The following is a 12,591-nucleotide window of genomic DNA, read 5'->3' as shown; positions in this document are numbered from 1 at the left end:
GTTAAGCCAAAAAATCCAGCACTTCCTTTGCTGGGTTATTTCACGATATGCAACTGTTGCCGCGGTGCTGCTGTGCCTTTTGACAGGGCATCATAAGGATCGTGACGGGCCAGCATCATATCCGCCACCTGTCGCATCAATTGGCGCCGCCCACGCGATGAATAAAAGCCACCGGGCACTTGGCTGGTTTCGAGAAGATAATGCCGGTAGTCGCGGTAGGCACGGCTGTCAGGGCGCGTGGGTTGTGAGAAGAAGCTGGGCAGCGTCTGAGTTGAGACAAACTCCGGTTTGGCAAAGACCGCGCGACCAAAGAGCTTGGTCGGCAATCCGCGCCAAAGCGCCTGTTGGGCAGCGGTGGAATTGACGGTTACGACCGACCTCGCATGGTTCAACAGCTCTGCCAGCTTGCCGCCTCGAACGTAATGGATCCGGTTTTCAATATTATGTTTCTTGGCCAGCTCATTGATTTTGCGACGAATTGGTGCGCGCCCGTCTTCAAGGGGGTGGGCTTTGAAAACCAGATGATGATGAGGGGCAGCCCCAGTGATGAAGCCATCAAATACCAACTCTAAAAACTCGGTCATACTGTCAAATGGGCTGTGCATCTGAAAGCTTGAATCATGTTCAAGCTGCAAAAGAACCAAGTGATAGGGAAAACCACCATATTTGATCCGGGCCGTCGCCACCATTCGCTCTGCGGCATGGGCAGGCATGAGCAAAAGGCGGCGCAGATACAGACGAAATTCCTGCGCTACGGTCTGCGCTCGATGAGGTCGGAAATTGGTGTAGCGCTGGTTCAGGAACATCACGAACCAATGGTAGAGCGCACCGTAGAATACGTGATGGCGCATATCGCCCCAAACTGCGGGGGCTTCCGGTAGATCCTGCTCGGCATCAGCCAATGCGTCCTGCATATGTGTGATCGACATATCCATCAGCCGCGAATGACCGTTGGAACCGTCACGCTCATATGTCACCCAATAGGGGCGCAAGTAACCTTCTTCGAAAACATGCACCGTTAGGTTCCGGGATTTGGCGATATCAATCGCTTGGGCGTGAACCGGGCGCGTGTCCCCATAGAGAACGATGTCAGTGACAGACTTTTCAGTGAGTAAATCGGAATAGTGCGTTGCCCATTCGGTCTGGTCTTGATTGAAGGGGACATAGCTGCATTTCTCGGGCCAGAATGCCTCATCACCTCGGTTGAACCCCACCCGACAGACCGTAGCACCCGCCGCGCGCAACATCTTGCCCAACTGCCAGAAGAACGGCCCATGTGGACCTTGCAGAAAAAGGAAGTTGCGATCTTTACCGGTTAACACGTGTTTTTACCTTTGAATGTCCAGCTTCTGGGTCGTTGGGACGACTATAATCGTAGGGCTGAACACCATCAAATTTGCAAGTTCATTTTGAGCCATATTTGGTAAAATTAAGGTGAATTGGTGTATAAATGCAGTACTGGCGTCCTTGCGTCTGTTTGAAAAACCACCCACCTACAGGCCCCAACTGCACAATTTGCATCGCGCAGGGATTGGCAAACCTCCGGGCGCGCGCTAGGTCTTTGGCGTTTCATGAAGGAGAGGCACATGTTTACCGGGATCATCACCGATGTGGGTCGTATCGCAGCGCTGGAGCAGAAAGGCGACCTGCGCGCGCGGATCGAGACCAGTTATGACACCGCGACAATCGATCTTGGGGCATCAATTGCCTCTGACGGTGTGTGTCTGACCGTCGTCGAAATGGGCGATGGGTGGTATGATGTCGAGATTTCAGCCGAAACCGTTTCCAAGACCAATCTGGGTGACTGGGTCGTTGGGCGCAAAGTGAACCTGGAACGTGCGCTCAAGGTTGGGGATGAGTTGGGTGGACATATTGTGTCTGGCCATGTGGATGGCGTGGCCGAGATCACATCAATGCAGACCGAAGGGGACAGCACGCGGGTTCAATTCCGCGCGCCGGGTGAACTTGCCAAGTTCATTGCTCCAAAAGGATCGGTGGCACTGAATGGCACTTCGCTGACCGTGAACGAAGTGGAGGGGGACGTGTTCGGCGTGAACCTGATTTCGCATACGAAAGACGTGACCAATTGGGGAACGGCGAAAGTGGGTGACCGCATCAACCTCGAGATCGATACTTTGGCCCGCTATGTGGCACGGCTTGCAGAATATGGTGGCTAACCTCGCGAGGTTCCATGTTTTGTAAAAAAATATCGGTTTGCAGGTTTCAAAAAACGGGCACTTGATCGCTGACATATTGCTAAATTCGAAAATTTGCATATGAATTAACGGGTGAACCACTAGGGAGCCTGTGATGAGCCTGATCAAACCGACACCCCCCAGTTTCAAAAGGCGGGACCTATTGCGTATGGCCGCCATGGCCCCCGCTTTTGCCATGCCCGCAACGGCGCGTGCCATGCTCGGTGCTCCCACGGATGGAAACCCGGCGCATTTCAGCTTCACACTGGGGCAGGCGAAGATCACGATTGTGTCGGATGGCTATTTCACGCTGCCCTTCGGTGGTCAGGCGATGAATGCACCGGAAGAAGAAAAGCTCGCTTTTATGGCCGCGCATTATATCGATCCCGAGATCGGCTATTCCCATACCAACCACATGTATATCGAGCTGGGCGAGGCCAAGGTGCTTGTGGATGTGGGGTCGGGCAACCGTTGGCTCGGCACAGCCGGGCGGTTGATGGAAAATCTGGAAACCGCTGGTATTGACCCGTTTGGCATCACCCATGTGGCGATCACCCACGCCCATCCCGATCATATCTGGGGTATTCGCGACGATTTTGACGAACCGCTCATCCCGGATGCGGAATATGTGATGGGAGAGGCCGAGCACTCGCATTGGACCCAAGACGATCTGGTGAACCGCGTCGCCCCCGAAGAACAACAATTTGTGTTGGGTGCCGTGAATTCCATTAATGCCGAAGGGGTGGAATGGACGCTTGCCTCCAACGACCATGAGGTTGCCCCCGGCATTCGCCTGATCGACACGCCCGGTCACACACCCGGTCACATGTCGGTCATTGTGGAAAGTGATGGGCAACAGCTCATAGCGCTGGGCGATTGCATGACCCATGCGATCCTGAACTTTGCGCATCCCGAATGGTATAGCGGGCGGGATACAGACGGAGAGATGACTGGCGCCACGCGCCGACGCCTGTTGGATATGGCCGCGACAGATCGGATTGCTGTTCTGGGCTATCACTTCCCATTCCCTGGCGTAGGTCATGTGGCGCGCGATGGCGATGCCTATCGCTTCATTCCGGCACTGTGGCAATTTTGATGGATTGAAACCTTTGGTGCGGCCTTACCAGATACCGCCCAACACGCAGTCCAGACTATCTGTTGCGAGATGCCACATGCTCCCCAAAGCCAAGGCCACCAGCCACCATATGCGCAAGGGCAGGGCGGCCAGCAAAGCAGCCGCATAGGCAGCCAGCGCCCATCCACCGTGTAACGGATGAAACCCGATGCTGCAGCGGTCGGGGTCAAAAACCGGGGTTGCCAAAAAGTGATCCAAATCCACGGCCATCGTGGCAATCATCAATAGCGCCGCGACCTTCCATTGCGACCTGAACACCAGCCAAGCAAACAGCACGGGCAAAAGGAAATGTGACCCGTAGTGGATCACAGGGCGCAATGGGCCAGTCGCTAGCTCAAACATTTGCTCCATCGGCCGTCCTTTCAGTGCCCCACATCGCGCGCCTCCCTGTGCGGTGCAACCCCCTTTGTTATTTCTGCCAGTAAATATCAAGCATGGGTTGAATTGTCGGGGTGGCAGGTTATCTTTTTCTTATTGTTGAAATGTATTCAGAAGATGGGTCCTCATTATGCCGAAAGACGAAGTGAAATTGCCATCGGCAAGGCGTGTGGCGCTGATGATTGACGGAGAGAACATCTCGAGTGCGCTAGCTGGAAAAATTATCCACGAAGCACGCAAAATTGGCGATCTGACGGTTCGGCGGGTTTACGGTAATGCCAAACGTATTCCCGGTTGGGACGACGCTCCAGGTATCAAACTTGTTCACACAGGAACTGGTAAGAATGCCGCAGACATAGCTCTCGCACTAGAAGCATTCGAATTGTGCCTTGAGCGCGGTTTGGATGCTTTGGTGTTGGCCAGCTCAGATGGTGATTTTTCTCACCTCGCTGCGCACCTGAGGGAACGGGGTATCCATGTGGTCGGCATGGGGGAGTTAAAGGCGCCTGAAAATTTTAGGTTGTCTTGCAATGAGTGGTGCCGGATCAATACTACGCAGGAAGAAATTAACCAACGGATCATCGGCGTATTTCAATCACTTCCTGAGACCCCACTCATGGGGCAGGTCAATGGGATCATGAGGTCCAAACTCGGAATTACGGTATCAGATCTAGACCAAAAAAGCTGGCGTAAGTATTTCGAAGCTCATGTCGAAAAGTTCTGCATCGAAGGCACCGGTCAGCAAACGCGGATCAAGCTCAAGGTCTGATCGTAGGTCATCAACTTCCCATTTGCGCATATACGCAGGGGCACTGCGCGTTCAGGGCGACTAAAACGTCGCGTTTTGTCTTTCCATGGCTGCATCGCTACGGTATTGCGGGCCAACTGCACTGGAATTGCCATCTGGGGAACCTGACATGAGCGAGAGCACCACCTATGAAACGCCGGGCCCGGTTGAGGCCAGCCTGTCGGACGCCATCGCCACCGCCGAAGAAATCATTGAAGAGGCCCGCAAGGGACGGATCTTCATTCTGGTGGACCACGAAGACCGTGAGAACGAAGGAGACTTCGTGATCCCGGCGGATGCCTGTGATGCAGCAGCGGTGAACTTCATGGCAACCTATGGCCGTGGTCTGATTTGCCTGCCTATGGAAGCACGCCGAATTGAAGAACTCGGTCTGCCGATGATGTCCATGCATAACTCATCGCGTCACGAAACGGCTTTCACCACCTCAATCGAAGCCCGCGAAGGCGTGTCGACCGGTATTTCTGCCGCCGACCGTGCGCTGACCGTGGCGACCGCAATCGACCCGGCCAATGGTCCGGCCGAGATCGCGACCCCCGGCCATGTGTTTCCGCTGCGGGCGAGGAATGGCGGCGTGCTTGTCCGCGCTGGCCACACCGAAGCCGCCGTGGATATTGCCCGTTTGGCCGGTCGCAACCCATCGGGCGTGATCTGCGAGATCATGAATGAAGACGGCACCATGGCACGCCTGCCGGAATTGGTTGAGATTGCCAAGAAACATGGGATGAAGATCGGGACGATCTCGGATCTCATCGCCTATCGCCGCCGTCACGACAATCTTGTGCGCGAGACAGGTCACGAGACGATCACCTCGGAATTCGGTGGCGAATGGGAAATGCGGATCTTTACCGACCTGACCCATGACATCGAGCATGTTGTGCTGATCAAAGGGGATATCACCACGGCCGATCCGGTTCTGGTGCGCACCCACGCTCTGAATGAATCGCAGGACGTGCTGGGCATGGGGCCGAAACCGGCTGACGAGTTGCCGCGCGCGATGCAGATCGTGGCGAATGAGGGCAGGGGCGTTGTCTGCCTGTTCCGCGAGCCACGCAAGACGCTTTATGCCCGCGACGAGGAAGAGCCCGGCACCGTGCGCAATATTGGTCTTGGCTCGCAGATCCTGTCTGCGCTGGGCCTCTCAGACCTCGTGCTTTTGACCGACAGCCCCGATACCCGTTATGTGGGCGTGGACGCCTATGGGCTGAACATCACCGCAACCCGCCCCATTCAAGAGGATTGATCATGGCCGCTGCTGAACAACACTACATCCTGCCGCGCCCGGAATTTGACAAGCCGGTGAAGATCCTGATCGTCGTTGCCCCTTACTACAAGGATATCGCCGACAATCTGGTGGCGGGCGCCAAGGCGGAAATCGAAGCCGTGGGTGGCACCTGGGATGTGGCCGAAGTGCCCGGAGCACTGGAAGTTCCCACCGCGATTTCCATCGCCGAACGTCTGTCGAACTATGATGGATATGTCGCGCTGGGCTGCGTTATCCGTGGTGAAACAACGCATTACGAGACGGTCTGCAATGACAGCTCGCGCGCGATCCAGATGATGGGCCTGAATGGAATCTGCATCGGAAACGGCATCCTGACCGTGGAAAACCGCAAGCAGGCCGAAGTGCGCGCTGAGGTCGAGGGTCAAAATAAAGGTGGTGGTGCAGCCGCTGCGGCCTTGCATCTCATCGCGCTTTCGCGCAAATGGGGCTCTTCGAGCAAGGGGATCGGGTTCAAGCCCATCACGGACAGCATCCGCCTTGCAGGTGATACAGAGGATACCCCAACGGCATGACGCTCTCCGGCAACCAGAAACGTCAAATGAAATCAGCAGCCCGCCTGTTCGCGGTGCAGGCACTGTTTCAGATGGAAGCCTCCGGCCAGACCGTGGATCGGGTAAAGGTGGAGTTCGAAGACTTCCGCTTTGGCGAGGAATTTGACGACTACACCATGGTGGAAGGCGACAGCAAACTCTTCCGCAAGCTGGTCGAGGACGCTGTGAACCATCAGGCGAAGATCGACCAGATGACCGACCGCGCGCTGGTGGCAAAATGGCCAATCGCGCGCATCGACCCGACCCTGCGGGCCACCTTCCGCGCGGCTGGTGCTGAACTGGTCGAAAGCAATACCCCGCCAAAGGTGGTCATTACCGAGTTTGTTGACGTGGTGCGTGCCTTTTTCCCGGAAGGAGATGAACCGAAATTCACCAATGCGGTGCTTGATCATATGGCCCGAGAAGCTCGTCCGGACGCCTTTTAAAACAGGACATTACGGTGAATGTGAATAGCGCCCCTTGGGGCGCTTTTTTCTTTTGTTCACCATTTTATGATGCTGTGCGACCTCGTGCCACTTTCCCTTCACCATTGTCCTGTTAGGGTAGGGGTATGAGCCCATGAAGGATTGCCCCATGCCCAAACTTGTCCGCCTCTACATCACCCATGTGTTGATCGGATTTGCCTTGTCGGCAGCGTTTGTGGCGGCTCTTCTCTACATGAATGTGGCCAACCTCTGGCACCTGATCTCGGCTTCCGACATGGGCTGGGTCGCGTTGATCATGCTGTTCATGTTCAACGGGATTGTCTTTTCCGGCGTACAATTCGCCTTCGTGATTATGCGCTTGGGGGATGATGACAAAACGCCGAAAGGCGGAAAACGCATTCCGGTCGCCACCGATATTCCGGTGCGGGTTGAGGTCACTAAGGCCGCGCAGCGCCACCCGGTAAAACGTTGAACTCTTTAAAGGGCTGTCTGGGCAAAGCTTAAACTCTTTAAAGGAGCGTGCATCCATTCTTCAAACTCTTTAATGGCCCGCCAGTTGGTGGGCTTTTGTCGTTACCAGGAAAAAGGGGGAGGGTCGGCGGAACCGCTCACAGTCGTCGGGGTCTGAATTCCTGAGGACCTGTATGTACAGGTGGGCGCCAGGTAACGTGGCCACGGCCATGACAGAGCCAGCTCCCTCAGAAATGCTTAAGGCCACCGGAATATTACCCGCTTGTGACGAAAAGGGCAGAAACCGCCTCCGCCTAAATAGGGTTTGCGGGCGGGCGTTGCAAGAGGAAGATAACAAGGGGGCGAACGGCCCATTGACAAAATGTTCATGAATTGTTCACATGAAGGCATGCAGAGCTCGGACATCACCACGTTTCATACACAGCCCGGCCAGATCCTCGCCCGTGGTGTCTGCCGTCATATGATGTCACATGGGTTCGTCACGGTCGAAGAACTGATCCCCACCCGTGGCTTACGCGTCGATGTCATGGCGCTGGGACCAAAAGGCGAGATCTGGGTGATCGAGTGCAAATCCAGCCGCGAAGATTTCACCTCCGATAAGAAATGGCAGGGCTATCTGGAATGGTGCGACCGCTATTTCTGGGCGGTGGATGCAGGTTTCCCCACAGAACTCCTGCCAGATGGCACCGGCCTGATCATCGCCGATGGCTATGATGCGGAAATCATCCGCATGGCGCCAGAAGACAAACTCGCTGCCGCTCGGCGCAAAGTGATGGTGCAGAAATTCGCCACCCATGCCGCCCGCCGCCTGCAAGCGTTTCGCGACCCCGGTGTCGCGGCGCTTATCTCAACCTCTTGATATTTTGTAAAATAGGGCGCCTTAAAGCCTGCGCCCCTTTTCTTCTGACTGCAAATATCCCGGGGTGAGCAAGCTTGCCTTGCGAGGGGGCAGCGCCCCTCACCCGACATCTGCAGTTTCAGCGTTTTTTCTTTTTGCCGCCCTTATCCGCAGCGGACTGCAGAATTGCACGGGCCTGAGACGCTGCCGCCTGCAATTCCTCGGCAATCTCTTCTGCCTCTTCCGGGTCGAAATCCATCGGGATCTCAATCCCGCTGCCTTCTACAAACAGCCGCACCATTCCGTCGGTTGTTGGCCCGATCTGCAGGTTGGCTTCGATGTCACTCTCGTCGTTGATACCCATGACGTGTCCTTTGTCTGGCCCGTGTACTGGCCTGTGTTCTGGCCGCGTGAATTCCTTGTCTGTCGGGTTACGGATCTTTCACAACTTTTTCAAGTTCTCCCTCTTGCGCAGACCGAAAGCTCGGTTTATGACGCATCCCACGTGCCGACATAGCTCAGTAGGTTAGAGCGCTTGATTGTGGATCAAGAGGTCCCCCGTTCGAGCCGGGGTGTCGGTACCACCTTCCCGCTGCCCAATAGGGCATGATGCGGAGAGGACAGAAGGGTGCTAACTGGTTTGATCCGGTGGCGCCTTTTTTTGTTGAAAGCCGATGAAGTCGTCTGTTTCCAATGGGTTGCAAGGGTCACTCAGTGTTCGAAATCGACACTTCCCGGCGGATGGTTTGCCCGTCGGGTTCGAGAATCAGGATGCGTTCATCGTCCGTCACCACCGCAAACCAGCCCGGTCCCCGGGTCACGGCGGTTGCGGTCACGCCAGCTGGCAAAACCAGCTCATCAGGCAGGGGAACGACATTTTCCTGCTGGAAGCGCATGACAATCACCGTGATCAGCACTATGAGACCAATGATTGTGGTCGCCGTCAGGGTGGTCACCAGAATTTTCAGAAACCGGACGGTGCCATCCAATACGGTGTGTTCCGCGCCGGTTTCGTCCTGAGGAGAGTTGTCCATGTCGGCCCCTTTGCGCCTGATCGAAGTCGTCATTGCGGAAAACCCGCCCAAGCGTCTTGATAAGGCGATTGCGCGTGATGTGCCAGAAGAAGCTGCGCTGTCGCGCTCGCGTCTTGCCAAGCTGCTGGCAGAAGGTGCCATTACACGGGGCGGTGAGGTGATTACCGATCCGCGCGGCAAGGTCGAAGTGGGCGACGTGCTGTTGATCTCGGTCCCCGTGGCCGAGGAAAGCCATATCGGACCGGAAGACATCCCGCTGGATATCGTTCACGAGGACGAGGATCTGATCGTGGTGAACAAACCTGCGGGTATGGTGGTGCATCCGGCGCCGGGCTCGCCCGGGGGCACTCTGGTCAATGCGCTGTTGCACCATTTTGGTGGAGAGCTGTCCGGGGTTGGCGGCGTGGCGCGACCGGGCATTGTGCATCGGATCGATAAAGATACCTCTGGGCTTTTGGTTGTGGCGAAATCGGATGCAGCCCATCACGGGCTTGCGGCGCAATTTGAAAAGCACACGGCGGAACGGCACTATCGTGCCGTCGTGCATGGGGTGCCGGATCAGGCAGATCCGCGGCTGAACGGGCTTAAAGGCATCAGTTTCGAGCCGGGCAATATCCTTAAGATCACCACCCAGCTGGCGCGCCACAAGACTGATCGGCAAAAGCAGGCGGTGCTGTTTTCGGGCGGGCGCCACGCGGTCACACGTGCGCGGATTATCGAAAGCTTTGGCACGCCGGGGCAGGCGGCGCTGGTGGATTGCTGGCTTGAGACCGGACGGACCCACCAGATCCGCGTGCACATGGCCCATGCGGGACACGGGCTGATCGGTGACCCGACCTACGGTGGACGGCGCAAGCTCAACGCCAAGGCCATCGGTCCTGAAGCGATTGAGGCGACGCGCGCGTTTCCACGTCAGGCGCTGCATGCGGCGACTTTGGGCTTCAAACACCCGGTATCAGAGGAAAAACTCAGCTTTGCCGCGCCCCTTCCAGAGGATATGCTGACCTTGATAGAGGTGTTGCGCAACGGGTAGGGCCCATATGAACTGGACACTGATCTGGTCCATTTTTTTCTTTCTGCTGCACGTATCCGTGGTGGTGCGTGCCATCACGCGGGCGCATCGCGCACCCGCCTCGCGACTGGCTTGGGTTGCCGTGATCATGGCGCTGCCTTTCATCGGGATCATTGCCTATTTCTTCTTTGGGGATCCAAGCGCCAGTTGGCGGATGGACCGCAGGCTGACGCATCTGCGCAAGGAATTGCCGCGCTTACCGGCCGCTGCGCCCATTGCGCCGGATCTGCCTGTGCCCTACGCTCAGAGCTTTGCCCGCGCTGCCTCCATCAATGGGTTTCAACCGGTGGACGGGAACAGGGCCGAGCTGACCGCTGACAGCAATGAGGCGATTGATTGGCTGGTGGCTGATATCGAAGCGGCACAGGATCACGCTCATCTGCTCTTCTATATTTGGTTGCCCGATGACAATGGAACGCGGGTGGCCCAAGCGATGATGGCGGCCGCCAGAAGAGGGGTTGCGGCGCGGGTGATTGTCGACGGGCTTGGCTCGCGCAAGCTCCTGTCACACCAACTATGGCGCGACATGGCAGAGGCCGGGATCGAGCAGGTCGTGGCCTTTGATATCTCGTACCCGCTCATCGCCGCCCTCTATCAGCGACTGGATATCCGCAACCACCGAAAAATTGTGGTGATCGACCATCATGTCACCTATGTGGGCAGCCAGAACTGCGCTGATCCCGAGTTCCGCATAAAAGCCAAATATGCGCCCTGGGTCGACACGATGCTGCGTATCGATGGCCCCGTGGCGTGGCAGGCGCAACGCTTGTTTATCGGTGACTGGATGGCTCATGGTGGCAAAGACATTTCGGAACTGCTTGACCACATCCCGGAAGAGGAAGCAGGTGGATTTGTTAGTGTCATGGCCGGTACGGGGAGCGTCGAGACCCATGAAGGCGTGCCGGACATGATTCAGATGCTTTTGGCCTCCGCTCAAGAAGAGGTGGTGATCACCACGCCCTATTACGTTCCGTCCGAAGCGTTGCATGGGCAGATCTGCTCGGCGGCGCGTCGTGGTGTGCGGGTCCGGATCAATCTTCCGGCGAAGAACGACAGCTGGGTGGTGGGCCTTGCCTCGCAAAGCTATTTCGACAGTTTTCTGCGGGCCGGTGTGAAAATCCACGAGTTTCACGGAGGGCTTTTGCACGCCAAGCTGATAACTGTGGATGGGCAGGTGGCATTGATTGGCTCCGCCAATCTGGACCGGCGCAGTTTTGATCTGAATTTCGAGAATTCTTTGATGTTGCTTGACCCCGAATTGACCGGGGAAATCCGCACCCAGCAGGACGCATTTCAGGACGCGTCTACCCCGGTTCTGCGCCAGGACGTCGAAGACTGGTCCCGCCTGCGCCGGTTGATGGTCAACGCGGTGGGGACCATGGCGCCGCTTTTATAGGGGCACCACCCGTCCTGCTATTTGGCAGGATGTTGGGCCGCGCCGGATTTTGGGTTTTACCGGCCAGGCGATATGCTTGAACTTATCAGTCCCCGAGCCTCTCATCGAATTGGGCTTCAGGATTTTCGAATACGTCTGATTTCGAAAGTCCCTCGGGATAAGCACGGAGCTTTGATTGGCATGAGAACAGAACGACAAAAGATGGTGGCCGGTGATTGGTACAACTGTGTCGATGACGAGCTTGAGGCGCTTCGGGTCGTGGCGCGGTCAGCGGTCCATGAGCACAATAGCTTGCATCCCGACACTCGTGGCAAAGTAGGCCCGAAACTTCGGCAGCTTATTACGGCTAAGAAAAGTGCCATTATCGAAGCCCCATTTCACTGCGCATACGGTATCAATATCGAGCTTGGGGAAGAGGTTTTCCTGAATGCGGGCTGTACCATTCTGGACACTGCTGCGGTGAAGATCGGCGATCATTGTGCGCTTGGGCCAAATGTACAGATCTACTGCGCCGAACACCATCAGGATCCCGTGAAGCGATGTGTTGAAGGGCTGGAGATCGCAAGGCCCGTATGGATCGGCGAGAAAGTCTGGATCGGTGGTGGGGCGATCATTCTGGCGGGTGTCACAATCGGTAAGGGGGCGGTTGTTGGCGCGGGAAGCATCGTCACCAAAGACGTGGCGGCGGGGCAGGTCGTTGTCGGCAACCCGGCGCGACCGATCGACAGAAAGGCGTGATGGCCGGACCATGAGCGGGATCGTCCATTGTCCTATTTGATCAACCGAACCTACCTAGTTTCCTGTAACCTTATGCACGAAGCCGTGAGAGTGCTTCACAACCAGTGCGTGGCGCGTCATATAGCGTTAACATAATTTGTATAGCGCACTTGAAAGATGAAAGAGCGCGCACTATCTCGATGTTAAGCCTTGATACATTCGAGGGCTGACAGGAAGAGTTTGGCCTGATTTTCAGGTCGATACGTGGCCAGGAGGGCCAATAAAGACG

At 56.4% G+C, this 12,591-nt stretch carries 15 protein-coding genes and 1 tRNA gene; 12 read left to right on the top strand and 4 right to left on the bottom strand.

Going from position 1 to position 12,591, the window contains the following annotated elements:
- Positions 1-35 precede the first annotated feature (35 nt).
- Positions 36-1,322 carry a capsule biosynthesis protein gene (locus O2N63_RS11585; protein WP_271054429.1) on the bottom strand — a complete coding sequence of 429 codons (1,287 nt, stop codon included), beginning with the start codon at positions 1,320-1,322 and terminating at the stop codon, positions 36-38.
- Between the two features lie 264 nt (positions 1,323-1,586).
- Here O2N63_RS11585 and O2N63_RS11580 point away from each other — a divergent pair, with 264 nt between their 5' ends.
- Both O2N63_RS11580 and O2N63_RS11575 read left to right on the top strand, forming a co-directional pair.
- Positions 1,587-2,177 carry a riboflavin synthase gene (locus O2N63_RS11580; protein ID WP_271054428.1) on the top strand — a complete coding sequence of 197 codons (591 nt, stop codon included), beginning with the start codon at positions 1,587-1,589 and terminating at the stop codon, positions 2,175-2,177.
- A 133-nt stretch (positions 2,178-2,310) separates the two neighbouring features.
- Positions 2,311-3,291, top strand: a complete 981-nt coding sequence (locus O2N63_RS11575) for an MBL fold metallo-hydrolase (RefSeq protein WP_271054427.1) — start codon at positions 2,311-2,313, stop codon at positions 3,289-3,291.
- A gap of 24 nt (positions 3,292-3,315) precedes the next feature.
- On the opposite strand, the gene O2N63_RS11570 is transcribed toward O2N63_RS11575, so the two are convergent.
- The gene (locus tag O2N63_RS11570; RefSeq protein WP_271054426.1) at positions 3,316-3,672 is read right to left on the bottom strand and encodes a DUF6122 family protein; all 357 of its coding nucleotides are present in this window, start codon (positions 3,670-3,672) and stop codon (positions 3,316-3,318) included.
- A gap of 166 nt (positions 3,673-3,838) precedes the next feature.
- On the opposite strand from O2N63_RS11570, the gene O2N63_RS11565 reads away from it, so the two are divergent.
- The 6 genes from O2N63_RS11565 (at position 3,839) to O2N63_RS11540 (ending at position 8,104) form a co-directional block, all read left to right on the top strand.
- Entirely contained in the window at positions 3,839-4,477 is a 639-nt protein-coding gene (locus O2N63_RS11565) for an NYN domain-containing protein (RefSeq protein ID WP_271054425.1), read from the top strand.
- Between the two features lie 148 nt (positions 4,478-4,625).
- A complete protein-coding gene (gene ribB, locus O2N63_RS11560; protein WP_271054424.1) occupies positions 4,626-5,756 on the top strand; it encodes a 3,4-dihydroxy-2-butanone-4-phosphate synthase in 1,131 nt (376 codons plus the stop codon).
- Positions 5,757-5,758: 2 nt separating this feature from the next.
- Positions 5,759-6,310, top strand: coding sequence for a 6,7-dimethyl-8-ribityllumazine synthase (locus O2N63_RS11555; RefSeq protein ID WP_271054423.1), 552 nt, complete (start codon positions 5,759-5,761; stop codon positions 6,308-6,310).
- Positions 6,307-6,774 (top strand): transcription antitermination factor NusB, encoded by a 468-nt coding sequence (gene nusB, locus O2N63_RS11550; protein ID WP_271054422.1) that lies wholly within the window; start codon positions 6,307-6,309, stop codon positions 6,772-6,774. The genes O2N63_RS11555 and nusB overlap by 4 nt, the downstream gene beginning before the upstream one ends.
- Before the next feature lie 148 nt (positions 6,775-6,922).
- Entirely contained in the window at positions 6,923-7,246 is a 324-nt protein-coding gene (locus O2N63_RS11545; RefSeq protein ID WP_271054421.1) for a hypothetical protein, read from the top strand.
- Between the two features lie 387 nt (positions 7,247-7,633).
- The gene (locus O2N63_RS11540) at positions 7,634-8,104 is read left to right on the top strand and encodes an MmcB family DNA repair protein (protein WP_271054420.1); all 471 of its coding nucleotides are present in this window, start codon (positions 7,634-7,636) and stop codon (positions 8,102-8,104) included.
- A gap of 118 nt (positions 8,105-8,222) precedes the next feature.
- Here the strand turns inward: O2N63_RS11540 and O2N63_RS11535 are convergent, their stop codons facing one another.
- A complete protein-coding gene (locus tag O2N63_RS11535; protein ID WP_271054419.1) occupies positions 8,223-8,447 on the bottom strand; it encodes a DUF6324 family protein in 225 nt (74 codons plus the stop codon).
- A 143-nt stretch (positions 8,448-8,590) separates the two neighbouring features.
- On the opposite strand from O2N63_RS11535, the gene O2N63_RS11530 reads away from it, so the two are divergent.
- Positions 8,591-8,667 (top strand) — tRNA-His (locus O2N63_RS11530).
- A 123-nt stretch (positions 8,668-8,790) separates the two neighbouring features.
- Here O2N63_RS11530 and O2N63_RS11525 read toward each other — a convergent pair.
- Positions 8,791-9,117: a DUF6476 family protein gene (locus O2N63_RS11525; RefSeq protein WP_271054418.1), complete on the bottom strand. Its 327-nt coding sequence runs from the start codon at positions 9,115-9,117 to the stop codon at positions 8,791-8,793.
- Between O2N63_RS11525 and O2N63_RS11520 the strand changes: the two genes are divergently transcribed.
- The 3 genes from O2N63_RS11520 to O2N63_RS11510 all read left to right on the top strand — a co-directional run bounded on the left by O2N63_RS11520 (position 9,116) and on the right by O2N63_RS11510 (position 12,323).
- Positions 9,116-10,150, top strand: coding sequence for an RluA family pseudouridine synthase (locus O2N63_RS11520; protein WP_271054417.1), 1,035 nt, complete (start codon positions 9,116-9,118; stop codon positions 10,148-10,150). The two genes, O2N63_RS11525 and O2N63_RS11520, sit on opposite strands and share 2 nt — an antisense overlap.
- Before the next feature lie 7 nt (positions 10,151-10,157).
- The gene (gene cls / locus O2N63_RS11515; RefSeq protein WP_271054416.1) at positions 10,158-11,585 is read left to right on the top strand and encodes a cardiolipin synthase; all 1,428 of its coding nucleotides are present in this window, start codon (positions 10,158-10,160) and stop codon (positions 11,583-11,585) included.
- A gap of 180 nt (positions 11,586-11,765) precedes the next feature.
- The gene (locus O2N63_RS11510) at positions 11,766-12,323 is read left to right on the top strand and encodes a sugar O-acetyltransferase (protein ID WP_271054415.1); all 558 of its coding nucleotides are present in this window, start codon (positions 11,766-11,768) and stop codon (positions 12,321-12,323) included.
- The last annotated feature ends 268 nt before the right edge of the window (positions 12,324-12,591 follow it).

The organism is Aliiroseovarius salicola (assembly GCF_027891095.1).
Taxonomy (GTDB): domain Bacteria; phylum Pseudomonadota; class Alphaproteobacteria; order Rhodobacterales; family Rhodobacteraceae; genus Aliiroseovarius; species Aliiroseovarius salicola.
The sequence above is the reverse complement of the archived record's forward strand: the minus strand, read 5'-3'. Positions and strand labels throughout refer to the sequence as shown.

Excerpts from the sequence above, each read along its gene's own strand:
- O2N63_RS11580 (WP_271054428.1), top strand. The coding sequence starts at position 1,587 with ATGTTTACCGGGATCATCACCGATGTGGGTCGTATCGCAGCGCTGGAG.
- O2N63_RS11575 (WP_271054427.1), top strand. The coding sequence starts at position 2,311 with ATGAGCCTGATCAAACCGACACCCCCCAGTTTCAAAAGGCGGGACCTA.
- O2N63_RS11570 (WP_271054426.1), bottom strand. The coding sequence starts at position 3,672 with ATGTTTGAGCTAGCGACTGGCCCATTGCGCCCTGTGATCCACTACGGG.
- O2N63_RS11565 (WP_271054425.1), top strand. The coding sequence starts at position 3,839 with ATGCCGAAAGACGAAGTGAAATTGCCATCGGCAAGGCGTGTGGCGCTG.
- ribB (WP_271054424.1), top strand. The coding sequence starts at position 4,626 with ATGAGCGAGAGCACCACCTATGAAACGCCGGGCCCGGTTGAGGCCAGC.
- O2N63_RS11555 (WP_271054423.1), top strand. The coding sequence starts at position 5,759 with ATGGCCGCTGCTGAACAACACTACATCCTGCCGCGCCCGGAATTTGAC.
- nusB (WP_271054422.1), top strand. The coding sequence starts at position 6,307 with ATGACGCTCTCCGGCAACCAGAAACGTCAAATGAAATCAGCAGCCCGC.
- O2N63_RS11545 (WP_271054421.1), top strand. The coding sequence starts at position 6,923 with ATGCCCAAACTTGTCCGCCTCTACATCACCCATGTGTTGATCGGATTT.
- O2N63_RS11540 (WP_271054420.1), top strand. The coding sequence starts at position 7,634 with ATGCAGAGCTCGGACATCACCACGTTTCATACACAGCCCGGCCAGATC.
- O2N63_RS11535 (WP_271054419.1), bottom strand. The coding sequence starts at position 8,447 with ATGGGTATCAACGACGAGAGTGACATCGAAGCCAACCTGCAGATCGGG.
- O2N63_RS11520 (WP_271054417.1), top strand. The coding sequence starts at position 9,116 with ATGTCGGCCCCTTTGCGCCTGATCGAAGTCGTCATTGCGGAAAACCCG.
- O2N63_RS11525 (WP_271054418.1), bottom strand. The coding sequence starts at position 9,117 with ATGGACAACTCTCCTCAGGACGAAACCGGCGCGGAACACACCGTATTG.
- cls (WP_271054416.1), top strand. The coding sequence starts at position 10,158 with ATGAACTGGACACTGATCTGGTCCATTTTTTTCTTTCTGCTGCACGTA.
- O2N63_RS11510 (WP_271054415.1), top strand. The coding sequence starts at position 11,766 with ATGAGAACAGAACGACAAAAGATGGTGGCCGGTGATTGGTACAACTGT.